11 protein-coding genes and 1 tRNA gene are annotated in these 16,930 nt (G+C 50.2%); 6 read left to right on the top strand and 6 right to left on the bottom strand.

What is annotated here, in order from left to right; translation table 11 throughout:
* Positions 1-3 precede the first annotated feature (3 nt).
* The gene (gene ureG / locus A8O29_RS03850; protein WP_125353349.1) at positions 4-621 is read left to right on the top strand and encodes an urease accessory protein UreG; all 618 of its coding nucleotides are present in this window, start codon (positions 4-6) and stop codon (positions 619-621) included.
* A 71-nt stretch (positions 622-692) separates the two neighbouring features.
* Here the strand turns inward: ureG and tsaD are convergent, their stop codons facing one another.
* Positions 693-1,706, bottom strand: coding sequence for a tRNA (adenosine(37)-N6)-threonylcarbamoyltransferase complex transferase subunit TsaD (gene tsaD / locus A8O29_RS03845; RefSeq protein ID WP_125353351.1), 1,014 nt, complete (start codon positions 1,704-1,706; stop codon positions 693-695).
* A 228-nt stretch (positions 1,707-1,934) separates the two neighbouring features.
* Here tsaD and rpsU point away from each other — a divergent pair, with 228 nt between their 5' ends.
* From rpsU to rpoD, 3 genes are all read left to right on the top strand, one after another.
* Complete coding sequence (gene rpsU / locus A8O29_RS03840) at positions 1,935-2,150, top strand: 30S ribosomal protein S21 (protein ID WP_001144069.1); 216 nt, start codon at positions 1,935-1,937, stop codon at positions 2,148-2,150.
* Positions 2,151-2,311: 161 nt separating this feature from the next.
* Positions 2,312-4,057: a DNA primase gene (dnaG, locus tag A8O29_RS03835; RefSeq protein ID WP_110510451.1), complete on the top strand. Its 1,746-nt coding sequence runs from the start codon at positions 2,312-2,314 to the stop codon at positions 4,055-4,057.
* A gap of 155 nt (positions 4,058-4,212) precedes the next feature.
* Positions 4,213-6,057, top strand: a complete 1,845-nt coding sequence (gene rpoD / locus A8O29_RS03830; protein WP_125353353.1) for an RNA polymerase sigma factor RpoD — start codon at positions 4,213-4,215, stop codon at positions 6,055-6,057.
* A 215-nt stretch (positions 6,058-6,272) separates the two neighbouring features.
* Here the strand turns inward: rpoD and mug are convergent, their stop codons facing one another.
* Positions 6,273-6,779: a G/U mismatch-specific DNA glycosylase gene (gene mug / locus A8O29_RS03825; protein WP_125353355.1), complete on the bottom strand. Its 507-nt coding sequence runs from the start codon at positions 6,777-6,779 to the stop codon at positions 6,273-6,275.
* Between the two features lie 126 nt (positions 6,780-6,905).
* Here mug and A8O29_RS03820 point away from each other — a divergent pair.
* Positions 6,906-6,981 (top strand) — tRNA-Ile (locus A8O29_RS03820).
* Between the two features lie 314 nt (positions 6,982-7,295).
* Here the strand turns inward: A8O29_RS03820 and argR are convergent.
* The 3 genes from argR to adiA form a co-directional block, all read right to left on the bottom strand.
* Entirely contained in the window at positions 7,296-7,766 is a 471-nt protein-coding gene (gene argR, locus A8O29_RS03815; RefSeq protein WP_125353356.1) for a transcriptional regulator ArgR, read from the bottom strand.
* Positions 7,767-7,807: 41 nt separating this feature from the next.
* On the bottom strand, positions 7,808-9,538 hold the full coding sequence (argS, locus tag A8O29_RS03810; RefSeq protein WP_125353358.1) for an arginine--tRNA ligase: 1,731 nt from the start codon (positions 9,536-9,538) through the stop codon (positions 7,808-7,810).
* A 126-nt stretch (positions 9,539-9,664) separates the two neighbouring features.
* Entirely contained in the window at positions 9,665-11,935 is a 2,271-nt protein-coding gene (adiA, locus tag A8O29_RS03805; RefSeq protein WP_125353359.1) for an arginine decarboxylase, read from the bottom strand.
* A gap of 735 nt (positions 11,936-12,670) precedes the next feature.
* On the opposite strand from adiA, the gene potE reads away from it, so the two are divergent.
* Positions 12,671-13,996 carry a putrescine-ornithine antiporter gene (gene potE, locus A8O29_RS03800; RefSeq protein WP_174081219.1) on the top strand — a complete coding sequence of 442 codons (1,326 nt, stop codon included), beginning with the start codon at positions 12,671-12,673 and terminating at the stop codon, positions 13,994-13,996.
* 147 nt (positions 13,997-14,143) lie between these two features.
* Here potE and A8O29_RS03795 read toward each other — a convergent pair whose 3' ends face one another.
* On the bottom strand, positions 14,144-16,915 hold the full coding sequence (locus A8O29_RS03795; protein ID WP_125353363.1) for a bifunctional diguanylate cyclase/phosphodiesterase: 2,772 nt from the start codon (positions 16,913-16,915) through the stop codon (positions 14,144-14,146).
* Positions 16,916-16,930: the final 15 nt, after the last annotated feature.

Here is a 16,930-nt window from a genome sequence, read left to right as displayed (position 1 = left end):
GGTATGGCAAGTTACAAACACCCGCTGCGCGTTGGCGTCGGCGGCCCGGTCGGCTCCGGTAAAACCGCCCTGCTGGAAGCGCTGTGTAAAGCGATGCGTGACACGTACCATCTGGCGGTAGTCACTAACGATATCTACACCAAAGAAGACCAGCGCATTCTCACCGAGGCGGGCGCACTGGAGCCAGACCGCATTGTCGGCGTCGAAACCGGCGGCTGCCCTCATACCGCCATTCGCGAAGACGCGTCGATGAATCTCGCGGCGGTGGAAGCATTAAGCGAGAAATTCGGCAATCTCGACGTGATTTTCGTCGAAAGTGGCGGCGATAACCTGAGTGCGACCTTCAGCCCCGAGCTGGCAGACCTGACGATTTACGTGATTGACGTCGCTGAAGGGGAAAAGATCCCGCGCAAAGGCGGACCGGGGATCACCAAATCCGATTTTCTGGTGATCAACAAAACCGATCTTGCGCCGTACGTGGGGGCGTCGCTGGACGTGATGGAGCGTGATACCAACCGGATGCGCGCCGAGCGCCCGTGGACGTTCACCAACCTCAAAGCCGGAGATGGACTCGCGACGATCATCGCGTTTTTGGAAGATAAGGGAATGTTGAAGGCGTAACAGATGTTGGTTGCCCGACGGCGCTCGGGGAGTTGTAGGCCCGGTAAGCATCGCGCCACCGGGCATCGCAATTATGCCGCAGGCAATTCCGCCAGCGGCCAACGCGGACGGACGGTAACGCCTAAATCAGCAGTCGCTCCGCTGTTCAGTCGGACCATACCGGCGTAGGCAATCATCGCGCCGTTATCGGTACAAAACTCCGGACGTGCGTAAAACACTTCGCCCTTACGCTTGTGCATCATTTCCGCAAGCTTCGTACGCAGCGTGCGGTTAGCACTCACACCACCCGCCATCACCAGACGCTTAAAGCCGGTCTGGTCCAGCGCACGACGGCATTTGATCATCAGCGTATCCACCACCGCATCCTCAAACGCACGCGCAATATCCGCGCGGGTCTGATCGTCGTTATCATTGGCACGGATGGTGTTGGCCGCGAAGGTCTTCAGGCCGGAGAAGCTGAAATCAAGCCCTGGCCGGTCAGTCATCGGACGTGGGAACACAAAGCGCCCTTCGGTGCCCTGCGCCGCCATTTTCGACAGCATCGGGCCGCCAGGGTAATCAAGACCCAGTAGCTTCGCGGTTTTATCGAACGCTTCACCCGCGGCATCATCAATCGATTCGCCAAGCAGGGCATACTCGCCAATACCGGTCACGCTGATCAACTGCGTGTGACCGCCGGAAACCAGCAGCGCTACAAACGGGTATTCTGGCGGGTTATCTTCCAGCATCGGCGCCAGCAGATGGCCTTCCATATGGTGCACAGGAATGGCCGGCACGTTCCAGGCAAACGCCAGGGAACGACCGATAGTTGCCCCGACTAACAGCGCCCCGACCAGTCCAGGACCGGCGGTATAAGCCACTGCATCAATATCTTTTGCCGTCAGATTCGCTTCTTTCAGCGCCGCCTGAATCAGCGGAACGGTTTTACGTACGTGGTCGCGGGAGGCCAGCTCCGGCACCACGCCGCCGTAGTCAGCGTGCAGTTTCACCTGACTATACAATTGGTTGGCTAACAGCCCCTGAACATCGTCATAAATGGCAATGCCGGTTTCATCGCAGGATGTTTCGATTCCCAGTACGCGCATGGTTCGTTTTACCTCATTTCAATACCGCGCAGTTTAGGGTGAATGCGGGTCGATGTATACCCTGGGGGGTCGAGTTCGTGTATACTCACACCCCTTACAAAAGTCCCGTTCAAAAACGGCATTGGTGCTTTACAAAGCAGCAGCAGTTGCAGTAAAATTCCGCACCATTTTGAAATAAGCTGGCGTTGATGCCAGCGGCAAACCGAATTTATCAAAGGTGAGAGTTACATGCCGGTAATTAAAGTACGTGAAAACGAGCCGTTCGACGTAGCACTGCGTCGCTTCAAGCGTTCCTGTGAAAAAGCGGGTGTTCTGGCGGAAGTTCGTCGTCGTGAGTTCTATGAAAAACCGACTACCGAACGTAAGCGCGCTAAAGCTTCTGCTGTGAAACGTCACGCGAAGAAACTGGCTCGCGAAAACGCACGCCGCACTCGTCTGTACTAATCTGTTGAGAGCGCACGCTCTCATTCCAGACTGAGTTCAAGCTGTAAAGGCCGTGCTTCCGGAAGGAATGCGCGGCTTATTTTCGTTTATACATCTGCATACGCTATAGCATTCAGGTTGCATCTAAGCTGAAGGATGACGCGTATGAAAATGCGAGGCTTATGGCTGGACGTATCCCACGTGTCTTTATCAATGACCTGTTGGCAAGAACCGACATCGTCGATCTCATCGACGCGCGGGTAAAGCTGAAAAAACAGGGCAAAAATTTTCACGCGTGTTGTCCCTTCCATAACGAAAAAACGCCTTCGTTCACCGTCAACGGTGAGAAACAGTTTTATCACTGCTTCGGCTGTGGTGCGCACGGAAACGCCGTCGACTTTCTGATGAACTACGACAAGCTCGAGTTCGTTGAAACCGTCGAAGAACTGGCGGCCATGCACAACCTTGAAGTCCCGTACGAAGCTGGCTCCGGCCCGACCCAGATAGAACGCCATCAGCGGCAAAGTCTCTATCAATTAATGGAAGGTCTGAGCGCGTTTTATCAGCAATCCCTGAATCAGCCCACCGCCGAACCGGCAAGTCAGTATCTGACGCAGCGTGGTTTAAGCAGCGAAGTCATCGCCCGATTTGCGATTGGCTATGCGCCGCCAGGCTGGGACAACGTTTTAAAGCGTTTTGGCAACAACCGAGAAAATCAGCAATCGCTGACCGACGCGGGCATGTTGGTAACCAATGATAAAGGGCGCAGTTACGATCGCTTCCGCGAACGGGTGATGTTCCCGATTCGCGACAAGCGTGGCCGGGTGATTGGTTTTGGTGGACGTGTGCTGGGTGATGGCACACCGAAATACCTCAACTCCCCGGAAACCGATATTTTCCATAAAGGCCGCCAGCTGTATGGCCTTTATGAAGCGCAGCAAACCGAAGCTGAACCGCAGCGTCTGCTGGTGGTCGAAGGCTATATGGACGTGGTCGCGCTGGCGCAATACGACATTAATTATGCCGTTGCGTCGCTGGGCACCTCCACCACTGCCGACCATATTCAACTGCTGTTCAGGGTGACGAATAACGTCGTCTGCTGCTACGACGGCGACCGCGCAGGCCGCGATGCCGCCTGGCGTGCACTGGAAACAGCGCTGCCGTACATGACTGACGGCCGTCAGTTGCGCTTTATGTTTCTGCCTGACGGCGAAGACCCGGATACGCTGGTGCGTAAAGAGGGTAAAGCGGCATTTGAAGCGCGGATGGAGCAGGCTCAGCCGCTCTCCACGTTTTTGTTTAACAGCCTGATGCCGCGGGTTGATTTGAGTACTCCGGACGGGCGCGCACAGCTGAGTACGCTGGCGCTGCCGCTGATCACTCAGGTTCCGGGTGAAACACTGCGCATTTATTTGCGCCAGGAGTTGGGGAAAAAGCTCGGCATTCTCGAAGATGCCCAGCTTGAACGCTTAATGCCAAAACAAGCAGAAAGTGGCACAGCCCGCCCCACTCCCCAGCTAAAACGCACGACCATGCGTATACTGATAGGGTTACTGGTGCAAAACCCGGAACTGGCAGGCCTGGTGCCGCCGTTAACCGGGCTTGATCCGAAAAAGCTGCCTGGACTTGGCTTATTTTCTGAACTGGTCAACACTTGTGTGTCACAGCCAGGACTGACTACCGGCCAACTGCTTGAGCAGTATCGCGGCACAAATGAAGCCGCCACCCTTGAAAAACTGTCGATGTGGGACGATATAGCAGATAAGGAAATCGCTGAGAATACGTTCACCGACTCACTAAACCATATGTTTGATTCACTGCTGGTCCAGCGGCAAGAAGAGTTGATAGCTCGAGACCGCACACACGGGTTAAGCAGTGAAGAACGCCGGGAACTCTGGACATTGAACCAGGAACTGGCAAAAAAATGAATTCAACGGCTTAAGTGCCGAATATCAATCGGGACGATCCCGAAGGCCGCACCGAGGCGCAGCGGCAATAATATAAGTAGGCCCTCGCTTTAAATGTCGGTAACTCGTTTTCGCCGACCGACACCAATCAATGAATTAAGTGTGGATACCGTCTTATGGAGCAAAACCCGCAGTCACAGCTTAAACTTCTTGTTACCAAGGGCAAGGAGCAAGGCTATCTGACCTATGCCGAGGTCAATGACCATCTGCCGGAAGATATCGTCGACTCCGATCAGATCGAAGACATCATCCAAATGATCAATGACATGGGCATTCAGGTGATGGAAGAAGCACCGGATGCCGATGATCTCCTGCTGGCTGAAAACTCGAACAACACCGACGAAGACGCGGAAGAAGCTGCCGCGCAGGTGCTGTCCAGCGTAGAATCTGAAATCGGACGTACCACCGATCCGGTGCGCATGTACATGCGTGAAATGGGTACCGTTGAACTGCTGACCCGCGAAGGCGAAATCGACATCGCCAAGCGTATCGAAGACGGCATCAACCAGGTACAGTGCTCCGTTGCGGAATACCCGGAAGCCATCACTTATCTGCTTGAGCAGTACGATCGCGTTGAAGCCGAGGAAGCACGACTGTCTGACCTGATCACCGGCTTCGTCGATCCAAACGCTGAAGAAGATCTGGCTCCTACTGCCACTCACGTCGGTTCTGAACTCTCTCAGGAAGAGATGGACGACGACGAAGAGAAAGACGAAGAAGAAGAAGACGATTCCAGCGACGATGACAACAGCATCGACCCTGAACTCGCTCGCGAAAAATTCGGCGAACTGCGCACCCAGTACGAGCTGGCGCGTGACACCATCAAAGCCAAGGGACGCACCCACGCTGCATCCCAGGAAGAGATCAAGAAACTGTCTGAAGTTTTCAAACAGTTCCGCCTGGTGCCAAAACAGTTCGATTATCTGGTCAACAGCATGCGTATCATGATGGAACGCGTTCGTATTCAAGAACGTATCATCATGAAGCTGTGCGTTGAACAGTGCAAAATGCCGAAGAAAAACTTCATTACTCTCTTCACCAGCAACGAAACCAGCGAAACCTGGTTCAACGCAGCAGTAGCAATGAACAAGCCGTGGTCTGAAAAACTGAACGACGTCAAAGACGACGTACAGCGCGGCCTGCAGAAACTGCAACAGATTGAAGAAGAAACCGGCCTGACCATCGAGCAGGTTAAAGACATCAACCGTCGTATGTCCATCGGTGAAGCGAAAGCTCGTCGTGCGAAGAAAGAGATGGTGGAAGCAAACTTACGTCTGGTTATTTCTATCGCCAAGAAATACACCAACCGTGGTCTGCAGTTCCTCGACCTGATTCAGGAAGGCAACATTGGCCTGATGAAAGCGGTTGATAAGTTCGAATACCGTCGTGGTTACAAGTTCTCTACCTACGCAACCTGGTGGATCCGTCAGGCTATCACCCGCTCCATCGCGGATCAGGCGCGCACCATCCGTATTCCGGTGCATATGATTGAGACTATTAACAAGCTCAACCGTATCTCACGCCAGATGCTGCAGGAAATGGGTCGTGAACCGACGCCGGAAGAACTGGCTGAACGTATGCTGATGCCGGAAGACAAAATCCGCAAAGTGCTGAAAATTGCCAAAGAGCCTATCTCCATGGAAACGCCAATCGGCGACGATGAAGATTCGCATCTGGGTGATTTCATCGAGGATACCACCCTCGAGCTGCCGCTGGATTCTGCGACCACAGAAAGCCTGCGTGCCGCAACGCACGACGTGCTGGCGGGTCTTACCGCGCGTGAAGCGAAAGTCCTGCGTATGCGTTTCGGTATCGACATGAATACCGACCACACGCTGGAAGAAGTGGGCAAACAGTTCGACGTTACCCGCGAACGTATCCGTCAGATCGAAGCGAAGGCTCTGCGCAAACTGCGCCACCCAAGCCGCTCTGAAGTGCTGCGTAGCTTCCTGGACGATTAATTCCAGGTAAACGTAAAAAGCTCCCGACCGGGAGCTTTTTTTATGCCTGAATTTTGTATGATTTCTCGCTCCCCTTGTGGGAAATGCCATCAGAGAACATCGGACCTTTTGCCCGGCGGCGCAAGCTTGCCAGGCCTACGAATCTAAGGTGAGTAAGTTTTTCTCCCTCTCCCTGCGGGGGAGAACCGGAGTGAATGCAGCAAAGCGCAGAGGACTTACCGTCCTCTGACCACTAGCACCTGATCCAACTCACGATATGACTCAACCAGCTTATCCAGCGTAATTCGGCTTAACCCGCTCGGGTTCGGTAAAATCCACACTTCGGTGTCCCCTACCGTCACTTCTTGCTTGCCCCATTTCGCGCCGCGCTGGCTGAACGCCTGTTCAAACGCCTGCTTACCCAAAATCGCCAGCGCCCTAGGCTGATAATCCTGCATTTTTGTAATCAGCCCACGCCCGCCCTCACGCAGCTCGTGCAGCCCGACTTCGCTGGCCTGAACCGTGGGCCGATCGACCAGTTTGGTCACGCCACAGCCGTAATCAAGCATCTTTTGCGCTTCCTCAGGCTTGAGCTGCCTATCGGTAAAACCAGCCAAATGAAGAACCTTCCAGAAGCGATTGGCGGGATGCGCAAAGGGCATACCCAGATGTGCAGAGGACTTACCCGGATTGATGCCGCAGAACACAACCCGCAGCCCCGGCTGAAGAATATCGCTAACCATGACATGACTCGCCTAAATGGATCATGCGAGAAGTATAAGGGATTGATTAGCCATTGTTTATAAAAACAGCACCCGTAGCGCATTTACTGGATTGGTATCCGGAGTTCCATTATAATTCCCGCCCACGGCCCCTTAGCTCAGTGGTTAGAGCAGGCGACTCATAATCGCTTGGTCGTTGGTTCAAACCCAACAGGGGCCACCAAACTTTAGCTTTAAAATCATATAATTAAGCCACTCGCAAGAGTGGCTTTTTTGTTGTCTGATTTTCAAGTGGCGATGAAATGGCGGTGGACTTAAAACAGGGTGGGTTACAGCCAAGCTCGAAGATTGATCGCACCCAAATCTGAATAGATTCAGATACTGAGGAAGAAGCTGCCCGCCAGGTAACTGGCGGGGCTTCCCGTTACTGATTTTACTGAGCGGCTTGGCGCGCAGCCTGCTTAATGGGGTCCATTTTGTCAGACCTGATAACAGTGAACATCAGTACGCTTAGGGCTATTTTGGTTCCAGAACAGATTATTCAACATCCAGTATTCTGTTGATGTTATTGAACAATACCTGCGTAGTTACCCCCTTGCAGGGAGTGATGAAGATCGTGTCATCCCCGGCAATGGTTCCCATGATCCCTTCCGTTTTGCCGAAGGAATCGAGCATGCGCGCGACCAGCGGTGCAGCCCCAGGAGAGGTGGAGATAACAATCATGAGTTCATTAAAATCAATCTGTTCAATCAGGCTGTTTACTTTACTCTTCATGCCAGGAACATTGAGTTCTGCAGGCATAGAGTAGATAAAGACCCCACTGGCATTTCGGCGGCGTATCGCCCCGTGTTTTGTCAGCAAACGAGAGACCTTCGACTGGTTAATATTTTCATAACCCATGGCGGTCAGATGATCAACAATCTCGTTTTGCGAACTGAAATTTTCCGACTGAAGTAAACTCTTAAATTCCTTTCGGATGTTTTTCGCTTTCGTTACTTTCTTAAGCATGCTGTATTCCCCTGCCGATAGTTAACGTTGTCACTGGACACTCACATGCGATCTACAGTTTTTATGCCCAGCATCGTCAGCCCTGTTTTCAGGGTTCGCGACGTTAACGCTGCCAGCTTCAGGCGGCTTTGCTGAAGTGCGGGATCTTGCGCATTGAGGATGGGGCACTGTTCATAGAATCGGGAGAAGTGGCTTGCCAGTTCGAACAGGTAGGTGGTCAGCAGATGAGGATAGCCTTCCTGCGCTACGGTATGAACGGTCTCTTCGAAACTCAGAAGTTGTTTGCCAAGTAACAGCTCGCTCGGTTGGCTCAGCTGAATATCAGCGTTCAGTTGGTCCTTGTTGATTGTTGCGCGATTAAACAAGGAGGTAATGCGTGAGCAGGCATACTGCATATACGGCGCGGTATTCCCCTCGAACGACAACATGTTATCCCAGTCAAAAATGTAATCTGTTGTGCGTTTTTTCGAGAGATCGGCATATTTAACCGCGCCAATCCCAATGATTTCAGCTAATTCATCAAGTGCCGCATCATCAAGGTCAGGTTGTTTTTTGGCGATCATTTCTCGGGCACGATGCAGTGCTTCATCGAGCAGCTCAGACAGCTTAATGGTGCCGCCCTCACGGGTTTTGAACGGCTTGCCGTCTTTGCCCATCATCATGCCGAACATGTGATGTTCCATTGGCACCGAGTCAGGGACATAGCCGGCCTTACGGACAATGTTCCATGCCTGCATCAAGTGTTGGTGCTGACGGGAATCGATGTAATACAGCAACCGATCGGCGTGCAGAACGTCATGACGGTACTTCGCACAGGCAATATCGGTAGTGGTATAGAGATAGCCGCCATCCTTTTTACGGATGATGACGCCCATTGGCTCGCCGTCTTTATTTTTGTACTCATCGAGATAGACAACAATCGCCCCCTGGCTCTCCGTGGCAATGCCGCGGGCCAGCAGGTCGTCGACGATTTCAGGCAACATCGGGTTATAGGTACTTTCTCCCATCACATTGCTGCTGTTCAGGGTGACGTTCAGGCGGTCGTAATTGCGCTGGTTTTGCACCATGGTGATATCCACCAGGCGACGCCACATTTTCAGGCACCACTCGTCTCCTTGTTGCAGCATCACCACATAGCGGCGGGCGCGTTCAGAGAACTCAGCGTCGGATTCGTAGCGCTTTTTCGCTTCGCGGTAGAACATTTCCAGGTCGGAAAGCTCCATCTGGTGGTCGTCGCTTTGTTGCAGGCTTTCCAGCCAGGCGATGAGCATACCGAACTGCGTACCCCAGTCACCCAGGTGGTTGGCACGGATAACGTCATGCCCAAGGAACTCCAGCGTGCGGACAACCGCGTCACCGATGATGGTTGAACGCAAATGGCCAACATGCATCTCTTTTGCAACGTTCGGCGCGGAGTAATCGACCACGATGCGCTGTGGTTTGACGGGTGCAAAACCCAGACGTTCATCGGCATAGCTTTTCTCAAGCTGCGCTTCAACCCACGATTGTTTGAGGAAGATGTTGATGAATCCTGGGCCCGCAATCTCCACTTTTTCCGCGATATCGCTCAGTTCCAGCGCCCCGACGAGGTTTTCAGCCAGTGTGCGCGGTGGGATTTGCAGGATTTTTGCCAGCGCCATGACGCCATCTATCTGGTAGTCGCCAAACTGTGCGCGCTCCGAATGACGAACCAGCAGCTTGTCCTGCCCCTGGATATTTAAGGTGTTTAGCGCGGTGGTCAGCACCTGCGTTATCAGGGATTTAATATTCATATTTTTTCCTCGTGCAGCTTGTGTGCGGTACGGGGATAAAACCTGACGTACCACAACCATAACGAATTGAAAATTTTCATGATTTCAGAAACAACAAAGCCCGGACTAAGTCCGGGCCAGGCGTCATTAACGCTTCACGCACATAACGTGATACACACCGTGCTCTTTCTCAGCACCTTCCGTTTCGTGCTCGAAACCAGGGAATGTTTCATCCCAGGATTGCAGCGCCTGGAGGTAGCCGATGAGCGGGCTGTCTTCGTAACCGAAGTTTTCCCCGGACATCATCATCGGAATACCCGGTGGGTAAGGGATAACGGAGTTCGCGGCGGTACGTCCTTCCAGCTCGAAGATAGAAACCAGTTCCACATTGTTCGCGACCAGCTGCGTGAACGCGTCGCGCGGCAGCATGTCGATTTGCGGCAGTGATTCGTAAGCCTGATTGAGCTTGTGGCTCGGGTTATGCTCTTTCAGGAACGCGATCATCTTGTCTCCCAGGTCACGCATACCCAGATGGCCATAAACCTCTGGTGCAGTGCTGACCAGGCCCGGCATCACTTCTTTCAGTGGGGCGTTCATGTCGTAATGCTTTTTGAACGCCATCAGGCTGTTCATCAGCGTCACCCACTTCCCTTTGGTCACACCCATAGAGAACAGGAACATGATCTGGAAATCGGTGGTACGGGTTGGAACGATACCCAGGTTTGAGAGGTACGCCGTAACCAGTGCCGCCGGAATGCCGTTGGCTTCAAGGGAACCGTCGTCGTTCAGACCCGGCGTCAGCAGGCTGACTTTTACCGGATCCAGCATCACCCAGTTTTCATCCAGGTCGGTGAAGCCGTGCCACTTGTCCTGCGGGTTGAGGATCCAGTTGCTCTGCTCGTTAACCAGCAATGCCTGCGGCGCATCGGCGAAGCTAAATTTCTCGCCGGTTGCCGGGTCGGTGATGGTTTCCGGGTTCCACGGTTTGAAGAACCAGTCGTTGTTCTTGCCCGCATCGTTGTAGGCACGCGCAATGGCCTGACGGAAATCTACCGCTTCTTCAATCACTTCGTTGGTCAGCATCACACCCTGCTTACCATCCATCATCGCCGCGGCCACGTCGTTCGACGCTGCGATGGAATACAGTGGTGAGGTAGTGGCATGCATCATATAAGACTGGTTGAACTGAGCCGGTTCGATGTTGCTGCGACCTTCACGCATGTGGATGTAAGACGCCTGAGAAAGGGCATTCAACAATTTGTGCGTAGAGTGAGTGGCAAAGACGGTTGGTGCATCTTTGCTGTGCTCAGTCTTGTCGCCACGCATGGCGTGGAAACCTTTGTAAATCGGGTTGAAGCGGGAATAACCGAACCAGGCTTCATCGTAATGAATACGGTCACAGCTCTCACCCAGCATATCCTGAATGCTGTCGCCGTTATAAATCAGGCCATCATAAGTACAGTTGGTGACGACGCTGTAAGCCGGGCGTTTGTTTTCCAGCTCATTGGCGAAACGGCTATCAGCAATCTGATTGTTGAGATAGCTGGCGGACATCTGTTTTTTCGGGATAGGCCCGATGATGCCGTAGGCATTACGCGTTGGCGTCATGTACACCGGCGTTGCGCCCGTCAGCATCAAACCCTGTTCGATGGATTTGTGGCTGTTACGGTCACAGACGGCAATGTTTTTATCCGTCAGGCAAGCCTGCATGATGATGCGGTTTGCGCCTGAAGTGCCGACAACCAGCGAGTAAGAGCGATGTGCACCGAATACGCGAGCGATGTATTTTTCACTTTCACCGAAGGCACCAGTGTGGTCCAGCATTGAACCCAGCGAAGCACGTTCGATACCCATATCGGTACGGAAGATATTTTCGCCATAGAAATCATAGAACTTACGGCCAACCGGCGTTTTACAGAAGCCGATACCGCCCTGGTGGCCAGGCGCTGACCAGGAGTACTCTTTCTCTTTCGCGTATTCCATCATGGCGGCCATCAGCGGCGGCATCATGATTTTTTCATAGCGGTTTACCGCAGCCTGCAGGCGGCCAACGATAAAGTCGGTGGTGTCATCGAGCATGATGAACGTTTCGGTCATGCGGCTCATGATGTCAGCATCAACCGTGCGGTTGTCTTCCGGGGATTTCACCACCAGGAAAACAGGCGCTTGATCGTGACGCAGGCTCAGACGCTCAATAAAGGTCAGGATTTCTGCGGCGTTCGTAGGTTCCCACTCGACAAGGATACAATCGATGGCAGCTGTAGACACAACGTAAGAGGTTGCATACTGATAAGAATAGGAGAACTGCACGTTCTCACCCTTGCTCTTTAAAGAGTCAACGACTCGAGCAATCGCTTCGTTGGACGGACGATCGGCAGGACTCGTATTGCCAACAATCAAATAATTTTTATCACACATAGCCGTCTCACTCTGTCTAAAGCTGTCCGTTCATGGGGAAAATAAACGCCATGTCGTGGAAACTTATGCTAAATATCTAAAATGCAATTCAATGTTATTTGTAACGCCGTGAAATCGCATTAAAAGCGCGGCGTGACGATAACTAACATTTGTCATGAATGTAATTGAATATGAATGCCAATAGGCGTTCTGTCGGCTGCAGTATACATAAACACTTTATCGTTAACCACAGCACCAAATACCACTAATGGATGAGCCATATTAATTCAAAAAAAGTGAATGCAGCATCGAGAATGCAGTGTCAAAAATGCATTTGCATGAATTTACGCTCTGTCACACAAGACACCTTAATACTCAAATTCAAACGCTAACAAACTGTTTTTATTGAACATTATGTATTAGTGCTTTTCTTTGTTTTTTAAAAATAAATATTCCTGACGACGATTCAAGAATAGAACCTGGAAATAACCAAACAGCTAACACGTATTTGACTTTGACTTTTTTAGGGGATATTGTCTGCGCCACTTTATTATTGCGCCTTGAACATCCGCCTTTCTTTTAACGTTTGCTTTACATTAAAGAGCGGAAAAATGCTTACATGCAATCAACGCGCGCACCGAAAATTACTCCAGTGTTTTTAGTCATTATTATGCAAAGCATGAACGCCACCGACAAATAGGTGCGATCGGTTCGACATAATAAATGGAATAATTATCTATTTATCAGGAGATATTCATGGCTACTGAATCAAAAAAAATGGGCGTGGTGGGTCTAACCATTCTCGTTGCCGTTAACATGATGGGTTCCGGTATTATAATGTTACCGGCAAGCCTTGCGCAGACTGGAGCCATCTCCATTCTGTCCTGGCTTGTAACCGCGATTGGCTCTATGTGTATTGCCTACGCATTTGCCAAATGCGGGCGCTTTTGTAAACGTGAAGGCGGCATGTCTGCTTATTCAGAAGAAGCGCATGGAAAGTCATCCTTCTTTATCGCTTCTTACAGCTACTACATCTGCCTGGTGATCAGCTGCGTCGCCATCGCGGTATCTGCCGCAGGCTATCTGGCTCCGTTCTTCCCGTGGGTAAAAGCTCAGCCAATTAACACATTCTTAACCGTGGTCGCTATTCTGATCGTCACCATGGTGGCGAACTTTAAAGGGCCGAAGATCACCGAGCGCATTTCTGCGCTGACGGTATGGGGTATCATTATCCCGGTTGTGGGCTTATCCGTTATTGGCTGGTTCTGGTTCGATCCTAAAATCTTTATGGATGCGTGGAACCCACAACATCTGTCCAATGGCGGCGCTGTTTCTTCCGGTATTGCGCTGACCCTGTGGGCGTTCCTGGGAATAGAATCTGCGGGTGCTAACTCTGGTGCGGTAGAAAACCCAGAGAAGAATGTGCCACTGGCATGCTTGTTCGGTACCGCGTTTGCCGCCATTGTTTATATCGCGTCAACGTCTGTTATTCAGGGTATTGTCCCTAACGCGGACCTGATGAACTCCGATGCGCCATTCGGCCTCGTGTTCTCAATGATGTTCAACCCGGTTGTCGGCCAGGTTATTACCGTGCTTGCCGTTATCGCCTGTATCGGATCTCTGCTGGGCTGGCAGTTCACCAACGCACAGGTTTCTAAAGCGGCTGCGGATAGCGAACTGTTCCCGGCGGTGTTTGCGAAAGTCACTAAGGATGATGCGCCGGTCATGGGCATGTTGATCATGCTGGCACTCGAACTTGCCCTTGCCTGTATGACCATCTCTCCGGACTTGCTCAAACAGTTTAACGCGCTGTTAAACCTGGCGGTGTTCATTAATATGATCCCGTATGTTCTGGCAATGACTGGCCTGCAGGTCATGCTGCGTAAGAACAAAGTGTCTAATACAGAGTATCGTTTCTCTTCCCTGGTGAGTACCGTGGGTGTGATTTACAGTATTTATGGTGTTTACGCTTGCGGTAGCGATGCGGTGTTTGGCGGGTCTATCATCGTCCTGTTCGGCTATATCTTCTACGGCTTCCTGGCCGGTCGTGACACTCAGCGCATGATTACCAAATCTAACTGAAATCAACGTTAGCGCTATTTACCCCAGAGGCTGAAATCCCAGGACTTCAGCCTCTGGTGGTTCAATCTCTGCCCTCACTGTTTTAACTTCCTTCTATCGAGTGTTGCAGATCGAACTGACGCTGGACTCTTCCAGCGCCATTCGTTATCAGACCAACCGATCTCCGTTAAACGTCCAGCTATCGAAAGGCTGAGGCCGTCCGTAAAAATATCCTTGAGCCAACTGGCAGCCCATCGTACGTAATTTTTCTCCCGTTTCGTTGTCCTCTATGCCCTCTGCGACCAGCGGAACATTGAAATTACGGGAAAGTGTCAGTACGGAGTCAACGACGGATTCACTGCGACTATCAGTCAGTAGATTGTTGACAAACTGACGGTCAATTTTCAGCTGATCAAAAGGTAAGGTATGGAGATACGAAAGGCTGGAGTACCCGGAACCAAAATCATCCAGTGAAATCGTCACCCCGGTATCCCGAAGTCGGGTAAGTTGAGCCAGAATGTGGTCATTACTTTCAAGAAGCATCCCCTCCGTGATTTCCAGGCAGATATTTTTACCCAGCAATTCGTGGGATTTCATACTCTCAAGAAGACTCTGTGCAAAATTTTGCTGTTGCAGCTGAAGAGGTGAAATATTGATATGAAGCTTAAAATCCTCTGGCGCACCGCGAGAGATGAACGCTGCCAGTTGCTTGCAGGCATTTTCAACAATCCACTCGCCTAAAGGGATCATCAGGCCTGTTTCTTCTGCCAGTGAGATAAATTTATCCGGGGGAACGAAGCCCAGAACCGGGCTGTTCCAGCGCACCAGGCATTCCCCTTCCCGACAGGTATTTCCCTTCTCCAGGTTGATAATAGGTTGCATCACCAGATGAAACTCATCACCGTCCAGCGCAAGACGTAATTGTTCATGAAGCAATATCTGGTGCAGCCCTTCTTCATGCATCTCGGATGTAAACAGTGTCACTGTTCCATTTTCCTTTTCACGAAGATGATGAAGTGCAATACCTGCATTTAACAGAATTTCGTTAAAGCGTTCCGGGATCAGTTCTTCCTCAACCATGCTGGCGCTACCGACAATGCGCAATTCATGGTTCCCCATTTGGGCTCCTTCATGAAGGGTAAAGATTTCACTCAACTGCTGTTGCCCAACATTGAGTTGGTCTGGAAGATGAGAAGGCGGGAAAATTACGATGAGCGTGTCGCTTCGCTCACGGCAAAGCAGAATATTATCTGGCAGTGTTTTTTTAATCCGTGAAATAAAATAGGCCATGTGTGCGCGGCTGTATTCAACGCCGAGCAGACTTTTCAGGGAAGAATAGTTACTGAGGTGTAACATTGCCAGGAGACTTCGTCCCGCATAATACTCAGGATGTTTTCGTAGTTCATCAAGCGTCAGCAAATTGCTTGCAGCGGTGTCTTCGTGCGTCTGAGATGACATTTCAGAAAGAGACGAACCGGCAGGCAAGGCAGAATTTCGGCCCGGGTTTCTTTTCATCTCATACAGTTTTAAATCTGCATTTTGATAATCGTCGGAAAAGTCACCTGTAAATTTATGAAGGCCATAGGAGCACGACAATGGGATTGAGACTTCATCATAACTAAAGTGCTGAAGCTGTGCCCCCACACTTAGCAAAGTATTTTCTGCGACAGAATGATCGCATTTAGCAAGCAACAATAAAAATTCATCGCCGCCCATACGAATGATTTTATCTGTTGCCCTCAGATTAGCATGCAGCGTGTCGACAAAATATTTTAATGCAAGATCGCCCACATGATGACCATATGAGTCATTGATATTTTTAAAGTTATCAAGGTCTGCGACAACCATCATAATGTCATCAGAGGCGCTGAGCGTACCCAGGACAATATCGCCACCCTCACGCGAAAGTGCGTTGGTCAAAGAATCATAGCTTAATCGATGCAATGCTCTATTGGTTCTTATATACGCATTTCTGAATGCAAACGTAAAAATGAGCATAATGATATTTGATATAACGAAATGCCATATTGAATTTTTTACAACATCTGCCACGCCCACATGCCCACAGATGTAAAACCCATCGGTAACACCTACTTTTATCTCAGGAAGCGTGATGACTCTATCGACTTTATTAATCTGTAATGGAACTTCATCCTGTTTCTTACTCTTTATTGAAAGACTGTATAACGAGATGTCTAACCCTTTTTCCATGAACGCATTTTTGAAAATTGAATCAAGATCATCGAGTGTATAGTCTGTCACAATCACACCCATGATTTTTGCACTTTCGATATTTACATTGTTTATTATCACGGGTGCGCCAACCGTGATTGTTGGCAGGCCCGTCATGGCATCGACATAAACATTACTGTAAAAATTATCCGAAGCAAGAAAACCTTTAGCCGTATTTAATTTACTCGAAAGCCTTTCGATGAAATCACTTATTTTCAGATTGGGAGAGTCATCTTTATAGTGCATGAACTCACTATTGTTCAGCAGGAAATAGTGCTTACGTTCTTTGTTAGTATAATAAGTCCAGTATTTTGATTTACTTTCAGTGCTTAAATTATTCCACAGCGTCATAATAATAACGGCCACTTTAGAATCTTCTTTATTGATTTCCTTCGGTGAGAAGTGAATTTTTCTATGGTACGCTGAATCTTTAGAACTCTGAATCTCTTTATTGATATCAACGCCAAGTTGATGATTAATCTGATTTTCAGGAAGCGGTATTTCATAACCCAGCGCATTTGCCAGGCTTTTGTTGTCTTCAATGTTTTTATTGAGAATGTCAGAAATGTCAGCTGAAATTATTTGTAGGTTTTTCTCTAATCCAACATAAGAAATAAAACCAATTGAGAGATTTACGACTATAATAGTCGAAAATAAAAATACGGCATATGCAAGCTTTTCAATGTTAGAATATTTTCTGATTTTCATTTCTTAATTTAAATG

This window comes from Scandinavium goeteborgense (genome assembly GCF_003935895.2).
Classification (GTDB): domain Bacteria; phylum Pseudomonadota; class Gammaproteobacteria; order Enterobacterales; family Enterobacteriaceae; genus Scandinavium; species Scandinavium goeteborgense.
The sequence above is the reverse complement of the archived record's forward strand: the minus strand, read 5'-3'. Positions and strand labels throughout refer to the sequence as shown.